The 12,189-nt window shown below is 66.2% G+C and carries 8 protein-coding genes; 5 read left to right on the plus strand and 3 right to left on the minus strand.

What is annotated here, in order from left to right; all coding sequences use genetic code 11:
• A partial coding sequence (gene ffh, locus ACIQ6O_RS06715; RefSeq protein WP_396207010.1) for a signal recognition particle protein occupies nt 1–1,187 on the plus strand: 1,187 nt, incomplete at its 5' end.
• Between the two features lie 205 nt (nt 1,188–1,392).
• Here ffh and ACIQ6O_RS06720 read toward each other — a convergent pair.
• The 3 genes from ACIQ6O_RS06720 to ACIQ6O_RS06730 are packed head-to-tail and all read right to left on the minus strand — an operon-like array spanning nt 1,393 to nt 4,244.
• The gene (locus tag ACIQ6O_RS06720; protein WP_396207011.1) at nt 1,393–1,875 is read right to left on the minus strand and encodes a hypothetical protein; all 483 of its coding nucleotides are present in this window, start codon (nt 1,873–1,875) and stop codon (nt 1,393–1,395) included.
• A gap of 9 nt (nt 1,876–1,884) precedes the next feature.
• On the minus strand, nt 1,885–2,658 hold the full coding sequence (locus ACIQ6O_RS06725) for a carbonic anhydrase (RefSeq protein ID WP_396207012.1): 774 nt from the start codon (nt 2,656–2,658) through the stop codon (nt 1,885–1,887).
• Nucleotides 2,659–2,669: 11 nt separating this feature from the next.
• Nucleotides 2,670–4,244, minus strand: a complete 1,575-nt coding sequence (locus tag ACIQ6O_RS06730; RefSeq protein WP_396207013.1) for a SulP family inorganic anion transporter — start codon at nt 4,242–4,244, stop codon at nt 2,670–2,672.
• Nucleotides 4,245–4,442: 198 nt separating this feature from the next.
• On the opposite strand from ACIQ6O_RS06730, the gene ACIQ6O_RS06735 reads away from it, so the two are divergent.
• The 4 genes from ACIQ6O_RS06735 (at nt 4,443) to ACIQ6O_RS06750 (ending at nt 11,988) form a co-directional block, all read left to right on the plus strand.
• The gene (locus ACIQ6O_RS06735; protein WP_396207014.1) at nt 4,443–6,107 is read left to right on the plus strand and encodes an amidohydrolase family protein; all 1,665 of its coding nucleotides are present in this window, start codon (nt 4,443–4,445) and stop codon (nt 6,105–6,107) included.
• Nucleotides 6,104–7,729, plus strand: a complete 1,626-nt coding sequence (locus tag ACIQ6O_RS06740; RefSeq protein WP_396207015.1) for an amidohydrolase family protein — start codon at nt 6,104–6,106, stop codon at nt 7,727–7,729. The genes ACIQ6O_RS06735 and ACIQ6O_RS06740 overlap by 4 nt, the downstream gene beginning before the upstream one ends.
• A gap of 42 nt (nt 7,730–7,771) precedes the next feature.
• Nucleotides 7,772–8,788 carry an MBL fold metallo-hydrolase gene (locus ACIQ6O_RS06745; protein ID WP_396207016.1) on the plus strand — a complete coding sequence of 339 codons (1,017 nt, stop codon included), beginning with the start codon at nt 7,772–7,774 and terminating at the stop codon, nt 8,786–8,788.
• A gap of 110 nt (nt 8,789–8,898) precedes the next feature.
• Entirely contained in the window at nt 8,899–11,988 is a 3,090-nt protein-coding gene (locus ACIQ6O_RS06750) for a hypothetical protein (RefSeq protein WP_396207017.1), read from the plus strand.
• Nucleotides 11,989–12,189: the final 201 nt, after the last annotated feature.

Below are 12,189 nucleotides of genomic sequence, written 5' to 3' on the forward strand. Positions count from 1 at the left end.
AGGCGGTCGGCGTGCTGCAGCTCAAGACGGTGCAGCCGGCGCAGCAGCTGGTGAAGATCGTCCACGACGAGCTCACCGCGATGCTCGGCGAGCGGCGCGAGGGGCTGCGCATGAGCTCCGTGCCGCCCACCATCATCATGATGGTCGGCCTGCAGGGCTCGGGTAAGACCACCACGGCCGGCAAGCTCGCGCGCAAGCTCAAGCTCGAGGCCAAGAGCACCCGCCTGGTGGCGGCCGACGTGTATCGCCCTGCCGCCATTGACCAGCTCGAGACGCTGGGCAAGGCGCTCGATGTGCCCGTCTATGCTGATCGCACCACGCAGGATGTGGTGAAGATCGCCAAGGCCGGTATCGAACAGGGCACGCGCAACCGCGATCGTGTGGTCATCGTGGACACCGCGGGCCGCCTGCAGATCGACGCCGACATGATGGAGGAGCTGAAGAAGCTCAAGGCGGCGATCAAGCCCGACGAAATCCTCTTCGTGGCCGACGGCATGACCGGTCAGGAAGCGGTGAAGATCGCGCAGGGCTTCAACGAGGCGCTCGACATCACGGGCGTGATTCTCACCAAGCTCGACGGCGATGCGCGTGGTGGTGCGGCGCTGTCGATCTACGGGGTGCTCAAGAAGCCCATCAAGTACATCGGCGTCGGCGAAAAGCCCGATGCGCTCGAAGAGTTCCATCCCGAGCGCATGGCGGGGCGCATTCTCCAGATGGGTGACATCGTGTCGCTCGTGGAGAAGGCGCAGGAAGCCTTCGACGCCACCGAAGCGAAGAAGCTCGAGAAGAAGGTCCGCAAGGAAGGCATGGACCTCGAGGACTTCCTCTCGGCCATGCGTCAGATGCAGAAGCTCGGGCCCTTCGAGAACCTCCTCAAGCTGCTGCCGGGTGTGAACCCGAAGATGCTGAAGGACGTGAAGATGGATCCCAAGCGCATGAAGCACATCGAAGCGATCGTGCTGTCCATGACGCCGGCCGAGCGCAAGAAGCCGGAGATCATCAACGGCTCGCGTCGGGCGCGCATCGCGAAGGGCTGCGGCCGCCCGGTGAACGAAGTGAATCGTCTGCTCGAGCAATTCCGCGAGATGCAGAAGATGATGAAGAAGATGGGCGGCATGCAGGGCGGCGGCAAAGGCGGGATGCCGCGGATGCCGTTCGGCGGCGGCGGAATGTTCGGGATGCGCTGAGGAAGCAGCGCAACGACGGAAGCTTTGGGGACGGAAGCTAGTCCCACGGAAATTGCTGAAACGGTAAACGAAACGGCGGGAGACAACGCATTAGGCGAAGTCTCCCGCTGTTTTCGTTATCCGTGGCACCATGTCCCGTACCACCAGCTTTCGTGCCACCAGCTTCCGTACTATCCGGCTTCTGTCACACGATCTCCCGCCGTCCCTACCCCTCGGCCGGCACCACCGCGTCCAGTCCCGGCCATGCCGCGAGGTTGTACACCACCAGCGTGCGCAGATAGTGCCGTCCGGCGTCGCCGTGGGCGGCGAGCACCGCCTCGGCACCCTTCCTCACGCCGTCGGCATCCGTGTACGGCGCCTCCAGATCTTCGGGCAGCACGCCGTTCTCGTGCGTCACACCGGCGGCGTCGAGGTACGTCACCTGGTACTGGGGCTCGAGATCCACGTACAGCAGTTGCAGCAGCTCGAGTTCGTCCTGCGCCGTGAGGGCGCCGAGCCGGAGTGCTTCCTTGCCCACCTTTTCGGCGGGCCATGACATCAGGGTGGCGGCGCGGAAGCCGCCGCCCTTGGCAGCGATACGTTGGGCATAAAGCGACTTGGCGCCCTTGTGCTTCGTCAGCGCCTGGCTCACCAGCCACTGACGGCGCTCCATGGGGAGCGACTTGAAAGGAGAAAGAATCTTGGCCATGCCCGAAAGTTACTTCTTCGGGGCTGCGGCCGCGCCTATCACCGCCATCCGATCCATGACGCGCTTGGCGATCTGGTCGGCTAGCTCGTCGCCGGCCAACACCGGATTGGCCATGCGCCCCATGATCGGCGGCGGGCCCGCGGGCACGCCAGACTGACGACGCTGGGCGAGGCCATCGGCCGCTTCCTGGCAGTCGATGCCGGTGGCGATTTCGCGAAGCAGCCCTTCGTGAATGTCGTACACGAGACCATGCAGCAGCGGGCGCTTGCCCTTGGCCCACGCGTTCTGGATGATGGGGGTCTCCGACAGGTGATAGAGCTGTTCGAGCACGTTCAGCTCCACCACACGGTCGAATCGTGCCTGCTCATCCTCGATCTGGTCGAGTTCCGGCCGATTCCAGCGCACGACGTTGCGAATGGGCTGCAGCCACAGGTCCACGAGGCCGTAGCTCTGATTGCCCATCGCGGCCTTCACGCCGCCGCAGTTGTAATGCCCGGTGACGATTACGTGCTTCACGTCGAGCACTTCCACCGCATACTGCAGCACGCTCATGGCGTTGAGGTCGCTCGGCAGCACCACGTTGGCGATGTTGCGGTGCACGAAGAGTTCGCCGGGCTGCGTCCCCGTCACCACGTTCGCCGGCACGCGACTGTCGGCGCAGCCGATGTAGAGGAACAACGGCTCCTGACTGCTGGCGCGCTTCTCGAAATAGTCGGGGTCGACCACCTTCATGGCCGCGGCCCATTCCCGATTGTGCTGGATGATCTTGCGGAAATTTTCCATGGTAGGTTCGCTCAGTGCGCAGGCGTGAGGTCGGTCTCGGGAATTCCCACGAGCCGGTAATCGATGTTGCGGTCGCGGGCCGTTTCGCGGAACGACAGGAGCGCCTCGAGTGCGTCGTAGTCGAAGCGCGTCGTCTTTCGGCCGTCGATTTCCACGCGGCATCCGGGCGGGAGCGATTCGAGCAGCTGCACCAGCTTCAGTTTGCTCAGGAATGTCACCTGATCGGGGAGCGTGTAGCGCGTGAGAATTGCCCCCGGTGGGCTCACCTTCGTGAGCACGGGATTGCGCATGTGCTCGGCGATGATGAAGCCGATTCCGATCACCAGGCCGACGCCGATGCCCTTCAGCAGATCAGTGAGCAGAATGGCAACGATCGTGATGGCGAACGGAATGAAGTGCGACCAGCCAAGCCGCCACGCGCTCTTCCAGAGCGCCGGCGTGGTGAGCTTGAATCCCGTCACGAGCAGCACCGAGGCGAGCGCCGCCAGCGGAATCCGATTGAGCAGGGTGGCAAGCGCGAGCACCGCGATCACGAGCCACACGCCATGGGCGATGGCGGACAATCGCGACCGTGCGCCCGCGTCCACGTTTGCACTGCTGCGCACGATCACGCCGGTCACCGGCAGTCCACCGAAGAATCCGGACAGCATGTTGCCGATTCCCTGCGCCAGCAGCTCACGGTTGGCCGACGCATCGCGCTTGGCGGGATCGAGCTTGTTGGTGGCTTCGAGGCTGAGGAGCGACTCGAGGCTGGCGACAATGCCCAGCGTTGCCGCCAGCATCCAGACCTGAGTGTCGCCAAGGGCAGTCCAATCGGGACGCGCAATCTGGGACAGGACGCCGCTCACGCCGGTGGTGGGAAGACTCACGAGATGCGTCCCGCGAATGGCGAACGACGGCTCGAGCGCCATGAGCAGTTCGTTCACGCCCACACCAAGCGCGACCGCAGCCAGCGGCGCGGGGAACAGCTTGACCTTCTTCATGGGCGACCGCGGCCACCAGATCATGAGGGCGACGCCCAGCAGGGCGACAGCAATCGCCCCCGGCTGGACCTGCTGGAGCGCCGACCCGATGGCGCCAAAAGTGTTCTCGCCCGACGGCCCCACGAATGCGAAGTCACCCTCGTAGTCGGCATCGTAGCCCACGGCGTGCGGGATCTGCTTGAGGATGAGGGTGAGTCCGATGGCGGCGAGCATCCCCTTGATCACCGCGGAGGGGAAGTAGTAGCCGATGACGCCGGCGCGAGCCGCGCTGAGGATGACCTGCAGCAGCCCCGCGAGAATGACCGCCGGCAGGAAACGGGGAAACCCGCCCACCTGCGCGATCCCCGCGAGAACGATGGCCGTGAGACCGGCGGCCGGTCCGCTCACCATGAGCGCCGAACCGGAGACGGCGCCGACGGCGATCCCGCCGACGATGCCGGCGATGACACCCGAGAGGAGCGGGGCGCCGGAGGCGAGCGCGACCCCCAAGCAGAGCGGAAGCGCGACGAGGAAGACGACGACCGACGCTGGGATGTCGTCCCGCCAGGAGGCGAATAACGTGGGGCCGGCGGTGGATGGGGCCGCGGCTTGGGCAGTGGACATGGACGTGTGCGGGGACGGGGACGCACGACAGGGGAATCTGGGAGCCTAACGCGCTGCACGACTACGCGCCAATTTCATGCTTCGCTGCGAACATCCTGAAGTATCGAACTGACAACCGTCGTGTTGATCATGGCCAATCAGTATTGCTCTCGCCCCGACACGCGTCACCGATCAGCGCGCTGTTCGACCGGCGGCCGCATGGCGTTCGCCGCCTGGTTCGGCGCGTTCGCCGTGGGCGCCTGCTCACCCGCCACGTCGTACGACGTGGTGATCCGAAATGGCACCGTCTACGACGGCTCGGGCAGCGAGCCGGTCGTGGCTGACGTGGCGATGCGCGGCGATTCCATCGTGGCCGTTGGCACCGTAAAGGAGCGGGGCACCACCGAAGTTGATGCGACTGGCCTCGCAGTGAGCCCGGGTTTCATCAATATGCTGAGCTGGTCCACCGAGTCGCTCATCGAGGACGGGCGCAGCCAGGGCGACATCCGGCAGGGCGTCACCCTCGAGGTGATGGGCGAGGGCGACTCGATGGGGCCGCTGTCGGACACGCTCAAGGCGGAGATGCGCTCGCAGCAGGGCGACATCACGTATCCGATTACCTGGACGAGTCTCCGCGAGTATCAGGAGATGCTGGTAAAGAAGGGCATCAGCACCAACATCGCGTCGTTCGTGGGGGCCACCACGTTGCGCATGAAGCACGTGGGCTGGGACGATCGTGATCCCACGCCGGAGCAACTGGCGGCCATGCAAGCCGACGTGCGGACCGCCATGGAGGAGGGGGCGCTTGGCGTGGGGTCGTCGCTCATCTACGCGCCGGCGTTTTATGCAAAGACCCCGGAGCTGGTTGCGCTCATGAAGGCCGCTGCGCCCTACGGTGGTATGTACATCTCGCACATGCGCAGCGAGGGCGCGCGCTTCGAGCAGGCAGTCGAGGAGCTCATCACCATCGCGCGTGAGAGCGGGGCACGAGCCGAGATCTATCATCTCAAGGCTGCCGGTGAGAGCAATTGGCCCAAGATGGCGTCGGTCCTGGCCCGCATCGACTCCGTGCGCGCGCAGGGACTCGAGATCACCGCTGACATTTACCCGTATACGGCGGGCGCCACCGGGCTCGACGCGGCCATGCCACCGTGGGTGCAGGCCGGTGGCTATGCCGCCTGGGCCAAGCGTCTGCGGGATCCGGCCATCCGCAAGAAGGTGGCGGAAGAAATGCGCACACCGACCGACCAGTGGGAGAGCCTGCTGCTCGCGGCCGGGTCTCCGGAGCGGGTGGTGCTGGCGGGGTTCAAGGCCGACTCGCTCAAGCAGTACACGGGCAAGACACTCGCCGCGGTGGCCAAGCTGCGCGGCACCTCTCCCGAGGAAACGGCCATGGACCTCGTGGTGAAGGACGGGACCCGCGTGGGCACCATCTACTTCATCATCAACGAGGACAACATCGCCGCGCAGATCCGGAAGCCGTGGGTGAGCGTGGGTTCCGACGCGGCCTCGATGGCTACGGAGGGCAACTTCCTCAAGAGCAACACGCATCCGCGGGCCTACGGCACCTTTGCACGCTTTCTGGGCAAGTATGTGCGCGACGAACAGGTCATCTCGCTGCAGGAGGGGATCCGGCGCCTCACCAGTCTGCCGGCGACCAACCTGCGCATCGCACGCCGCGGGTGGCTCAAGCCCGGCTATCATGCCGATGTGGTGATCTTCGACCCCAAGACCATTCGCGACAACGCGACGTTCGAGCAGCCGCATCAGTATGCGACCGGCGTCCGCGATGTGTTCGTGAACGGCGTGCAGGTTCTGAAGAACGGCGAACACACGGGCGCGACCCCGGGACGCGTGGTGCTGGGGCCGGGGGCAAAGCGATGAGCACGCGCCGCGACTTTCTCGTGCACGGCGTCCTCGCGGCATGTGCGGTACCCGTCCTCGGCGCCGTGGGGCCGTTCGTGCACGTGCGCGGGCGACAGGAGCACGACCTCGTCGTGCGGGGTGGGACCGTGTATGATGGCCTCGGCGGGGCCGGCCGCGAACTCGATCTCGCCATTCGTGACGGGCGCGTGCAGGCCATGGGCGCACGGCTCGCGGCGCGCGGACGTGAGGAAATCGACGCACGCGGGCTCGTGGTGTCGCCCGGGTTCGTGGACATTCATTCGCATGGCGACGGCAACCTGCGCGAGGATCCGCGGGCCGAAAGCGTCATCCGCCAGGGCATCACCACCATGGTGGTGGGGGCCGATGGCAGCTCACGGTTCAGCGGCGCAGAGGGGAAGTCCTTCGTAGACTGGGAGCGGGACCTCACGGCCATTGCGCCCGCGGTGAACGTGGCGAGCATGATCGGACTCGGGAGTGTGCGTGGCGCCGTGGTCGGCGAGGCCGACCGGAAGGCCACCGCCGACGAACTCACGCGCATGGTGGCGATGGTGGAGCGCGCGCTGCGCGAGGGCGCCTGCGGAACGAGCACCGGGCTCGAGTACACGCCGGGGGCCTTCGCCACGCCGGACGAACTCATCGCACTGTGCCGACCGCTGAGTGCGCGGGGGCTGCCGTACGCCACACACATGCGCAATGAGGATGATCGGCTGCTCGAGGCCATCGACGAATCCATCGCGGTCGCGCGCGGTGCGGGCTGTCCGCTGCAGGTGTCGCATCTCAAGCAGCAGGGTACGCGCAACTGGCCCAAGCTCAACGCATCGCTCGCGCGATTGCGTGACGCGCGCGCGGCCGGTGTCGACGCGTGGTTCGATGTGTATCCGTACGAGGCCTACCAGACGGGACTCTCGAATCTGTTTCCCGTGTGGGCCCGTGACGGCGGTGACGCCGCGTTTCTCGCGCGTCTCGACGAACCGGCCACGGCGGCGCGCATCAAGCGTGAGGCGCTGGCCAAGGTGGAACTGATCGGTGGATGGGACAACGTGCAGATCGCACGTGTGAATCAGGCCGCTGATCGTGACGCGGAGGGCAAGCGACTCGGCGCGTGGGCCCGCGCGCGCGGGAACGATCCGTACGATGCGGCTGTGGGGTTGCTACGCCGCAATCAGGTCGATGTGGGGATGTTGGGGTTCGCGATGAGCGAGGACAACATCGATGCGCTGCTGGCGCACGAGTACGGTATGGTGTGCAGCGATGGGGGCGGCTTTTCGATCGATGGCCCCACGCGGCGCGGGAGTCCGCATCCGCGCGGGGCCGGGACAATGCCACGCGTGCTCGGACGTTTCGTGCGTGAACGCCGAGCGCTGTCGCTGGCCGACGCCATTCACAAGATGACCGCGCGTCCGGCCGACCGGGTGCATCTGCGCGATCGTGGCCGCTTGGCCGTGGGCATGGCGGGCGACGTGGTGGTGTTCGACGCCGCCACGGTGGCCGACCGTGCCGACTTCGCCAACCCGTTTCAGTATCCGGTGGGCATCAGTGCGGTCATCGTGAATGGTGCCGTGGCCGTGCGCGACGGGCAGCATCTGGCCAACCGCGGGCGCGCCGTGCGCGCCAGCTGAACGATCACCCGCCTCTTCACCGCGTCTCCAGGAGCATCGTCCATGCAGTCACGTCGCGACATGCTGCGGCAGTTGGCACTCGCCGGTCTGGCGCTGCCGTGCTCTCCTGCGCTCGTGCGCAGTGCCGGACGGCCGTCGGCAACGGCCCCCCGCAAGGTGAGCCAGCTGCGCATCACCATTCTCTCTACCATGCTTGCCGACAGTGGCATTGGCGAGTGGGGCTTCGGAGCCCTCGTGGAGGTGGATGGGCGCCGCCTGCTGTTCGACACGGGCGCACACGACGATGTGGTCTCGCGCAATGCGCGCGAGCTGCGCGTGGCGCTCGACACCGTGCCCGAGGTGATTCTCAGTCACAATCACGGTGACCACACCATCGGCCTCGTACCGCTGCGCACGGCGTTGTCGGCGACCCGCGCCGATGCGCTGGGGCGGGCGCATGTGGCCGAGGGGATCTTCGCGCCGCGGCGGCGCGAGGGCAGTGCGAACGATCTCAACGCTATGAACCGGTTCCGTCCGCAATACGAGGCGACGGGCGGTCGCTTCGTCGTACATGCGAAGCCCACCGAGCTGTATCCGGGCGTATGGCTCACCGGGCCGGTGCCGCGGCGCCATCCGGAGCGGAACTGGAGCGTTGCGGCCGCCGGGCGTCCCGAAACGAAGGTGGAGATTGGCGGGCAGCTCGTGGAGGATACCGTGCCCGACGACATGTCCATGGTTTTCGACACGGAGCAGGGGCTGGTGGTGCTCACCGGCTGCGGCCATGCCGGCGTGGTGAACACGATCGAGCACGCCCGCGATGCGGTACGCCCCGCGCCCGTGCATGCGCTCATCGGTGGCATCCATCTGTTCAATGCGTCGGAGCAGACGCTGGCGTGGACCGAGCAGAAGCTGCGTGGATTCGGCGTGCGCCATCTCATCGGGGCGCACTGCACGGGCGTGGAAACGGTCTATCGATTCCGCCAGTCGCTCGGCCTCGACCGTTCGCGCTGTGTGGTGGGCGCGGTGGGGCAGGTCTTCGACCTGGCGTCGGGGATCAACGCCGGGGCGATCGCGCGGTAGCCGGCTGTCGGGCAGGGGGGATGGCGCTAGCGCTCAACGCGGGACGGAATGCGGCGTAGCTTACACGAGTCCGGCGCACAGGCCGGTCCCCCCCTCAACCGTCTCGACGCATGATACGCCGTCCCGCTCCGGTTCTTCTTGCCCTCCTTGGTGCCGCCCCGGCTCTCGCCGGTGCCCAGGCTGCCAAGCCGGCTGCCCGACCGGCCGCCGCCCGTGTTGCGGCCGCCCCGAAGGCCCCCCTCATGGCGTCGGTCGATCCGGCGCTCTTCCGCGGCATGCAGTACCGCCTCGTGGGGCACTCCCGCGGTGGTCGCGCGACCACCGTGACCGGCGTGCCCTCCCAACCCAAGACGTTCTATATGGGCGTCGCCAGCGGCGGCCTGTGGCGCACGACCAACGGTGGGGAAAGCTGGGAACCCATCACCGACAACAAGGTGCCGGTGGGCTCCATGGGCTCGGTGGTGGTCGCCGACAGCGACCCCAATGTGATCTGGCTGGGTACCGGCTCCGACGGCGTGCGCTCCAACGTGTCCACCGGTCGCGGCGTCTATCGCTCGACCGACGCCGGCAAGACGTGGGAGTTCAAGGGGCTCTACAACGCGGGGCAGATCGGGGCGGTGCGCGTGCATCCCAGCAACCCCGATGTGGCCTGGGTGGCCGCCTACGGCGACATCTTCAAGCCCAACAACGAGCGCGGCGTCTTCAAGACCACCGACGGTGGCAAGACGTGGAAGAAGACGCTGTACGTGAGCGACAGCACCGGCGCCATGGATGTCGAGCTGCAGCCGGGCAATCCGAACGTCGTGTTCGCGTGGATGAACCGCATCGAACGCAAGCCGTGGAGCATCATCTCCGGCTCGCGCGAAGGCGGCTTCTACAAGAGCACGGATGGTGGCGAGACGTGGAAGCGCATCCAGACCACCGGTCTGCCCAATCAGCTCATCGGTAAGGGCAACGTCGCGGTGACCGCGGCGAACCCCAATCGCCTGTACGCGCTGGTGGAGGCGCTGCCCGGTGGTGGTCTCTATCGCAGCGACGACGCCGGTGAGAACTGGCAGCTGATGAACAGCACGCCGGGGCTCATCACGCGCCCGTTCTACTACACGTCGCTCGGCGCGGACCCGACCAACGCCGATGTGGTGTACGGCGGGGCAGAGACCTTCTACAAGAGCACCGACGGCGGCAAGACGGTCGCGCCGTTCCGCACGCCGCACGGCGACAACCACGATATCTGGATCAACCCGAGCAACGGGAACACGATGGTCCAGTCGAACGACGGTGGTGCCAACGTGTCGTTCGACGGCGGGAAGACGTGGAGCTCACAGGACATTCTGCCCACGGCCGAGTTCTACGGGGTGTGGCTGGATAACCAGTTCCCGTACAACCTGTACATGGCGCAGCAGGACAACAGCACGTACATCGTGCCGAGCGTCAACAATCCGTTCAACATGGCGGCGGTGCGCGTGGGTCCCGGCTGTGAAACGGGGCCGATCATCCCGCACCCCGGTGACGACAACCTCATCCACGGTAACTGCAAGGGGCAGTACTCCGTGATGAACGTGAAGGCGGGCGTTACGAAGAACTACTGGATCGGCGCGCAGTCGCTCTACGGGAATGACGGCGGCGATCTGATCTTCCGCATGCAGCGCACGACGCCCATGGCCACGTCGCCGCACGACCCCAAGGTCATCTACTACGGGTCGCAGTATTTGCATCGCTCGCGCAACAACGGCGCGTCGTGGGAAAAGATCTCGCCCGATCTCACCGCGTTCCCCAAGTGCTGCCAGGGCGGTAGCGGTCAGCCCATCACGCGCGACGTGACGGGTGAAGAGTTCTATAGCACGCTCTACGCGATCAGCGAGTCGTCGCTCGAAAAGGGCGTGATCTGGACCGGCTCCAACGACGGGCCGTTCTCCGTCACGCGTGATGACGGCAAGACGTGGAAGCGCGTCACGCCCGCCGGACTTGGCGAAGGCGGCCGTGTGGCGTGGATCGACGCGTCGCCGCACCGCAAGGGATCGGCGTATTTCGCCACCTACCGTTACCTGCTGGGTGACTACAAGCCGTACATCTACCTCACGAACGATTACGGCAAGTCATGGAAGCTGCTCACCGACGGCACCAACGGCATCGCCGCCGACAATCCGGTGCGCGTGGTGCGCGAGGATCCGGTGCGCGAGGGGCTGCTCTACGCCGGTACCGAATTCGGCCTCTACATCTCGTTCGACAACGGCGCGCATTGGCAGCCGTTCAACCTCAACATGCCCATCATCCCGATCAACGACATCCGCGTGCACCGCGGTGACCTCGTGATCGCGACGCAGGGGCGCTCGGCGTGGATTCTCGACAATATCGCGCCGCTGCAGCAGCTCGGTCCCACCACGACGAGTGCCGCTACGGTGTTCCGTCCGCGTGACGGCTACAAGACCAACGTGGCGCAGTCGCTGCTCGGCCCCACCGTCGACTACTATCTGCCGGGTGAAACGTCGGACACGGTGCGCATCGAGATCACCGATGCCGCCGGCAAGGCAGTGAACAGCTTCAAGAGTGGCGTGGTGCCGGTGCAGCCGCCCCGTCGCCGCGGTGGCGAGGACGAAGACCCGGACGAGTCGATGATGGCGGGACGCGGCGGGCGCATGCCGGCCTTCGCCGAGGGACCCACGATGAACCTCGTGACCAAGAAGGCCGGGCTCAATCGCTTCGTCTGGAACATGCAGCACCAGAACGGGCTCATGGCACCGCCGGGCACCTATACGGCCAAGATCACCATCGCCGGCAACACGCAGACCGTGCCGTTGCGTGTGCGCATCGACCCGCGTCTTGCGGCCGACGGCACCACCGAGGCGGACCTGCAGGCGCAGTTTGCGCACAACGTGAAGATGCGCGAAATGGTGGCCGACGTGAACGCGCTGCTGGCCCGCGTGCGTGCGGCGGAAACGAAGTACAAGAACGCCAGCGGTGCCGCGGCCGATACGGCCAAGCAGGTGAAGGAAGTGAGCGAAACGGTCAACACGCAGCCCATCCGCTACGGCAAGCCGGGGCTGCAGGCGCACATCACCTACCTGGCCGGCATGACGGCGCGTGCCGACCAGAAGGTGGGGCAGGATGCACTCGAGCGGTACACCTTCCTGCGGAAGGAGCTCGAAGCCGCCAAGGCCAAGCTGGACAAGGCCATCGGCCCCGTGCGGAACATGCAGTAAACCGGGGTGCCGGGAGGGCCCGTGAGGGAACCTCCCGCTTCCCGCCGGTGATACAATTCGGGCGGCTCCCACGCGGGGGCCGCCCGATTCATTTCCCTCCTGACCCGATATCTCGCTTATGACGATCTCCCGTTCGCTCGTTCGCGGCGCCAAGGCTTGTGCCTGCGCGCTCGCGGTGATGTCCGCCGTGTCGGTCTTCTC

Origin of the sequence: Gemmatimonas sp. (assembly GCF_044345575.1) — a bacterium.
GTDB lineage: Bacteria > Gemmatimonadota > Gemmatimonadetes > Gemmatimonadales > Gemmatimonadaceae > Gemmatimonas.

Bases quoted from the DNA above. Each gene is read 5' to 3' on its own strand.
- ACIQ6O_RS06730 (WP_396207013.1), bottom strand. From the start codon at position 4,244: ATGTCCACTGCCCAAGCCGCGGCCCCATCCACCGCCGGCCCCACGTTA.
- ACIQ6O_RS06725 (WP_396207012.1), bottom strand. From the start codon at position 2,658: ATGGAAAATTTCCGCAAGATCATCCAGCACAATCGGGAATGGGCCGCG.
- ACIQ6O_RS06720 (WP_396207011.1), bottom strand. From the start codon at position 1,875: ATGGCCAAGATTCTTTCTCCTTTCAAGTCGCTCCCCATGGAGCGCCGT.
- ACIQ6O_RS06735 (WP_396207014.1), top strand. From the start codon at position 4,443: ATGGCGTTCGCCGCCTGGTTCGGCGCGTTCGCCGTGGGCGCCTGCTCA.
- ACIQ6O_RS06750 (WP_396207017.1), top strand. From the start codon at position 8,899: ATGATACGCCGTCCCGCTCCGGTTCTTCTTGCCCTCCTTGGTGCCGCC.
- ACIQ6O_RS06740 (WP_396207015.1), top strand. From the start codon at position 6,104: ATGAGCACGCGCCGCGACTTTCTCGTGCACGGCGTCCTCGCGGCATGT.
- ACIQ6O_RS06745 (WP_396207016.1), top strand. From the start codon at position 7,772: ATGCAGTCACGTCGCGACATGCTGCGGCAGTTGGCACTCGCCGGTCTG.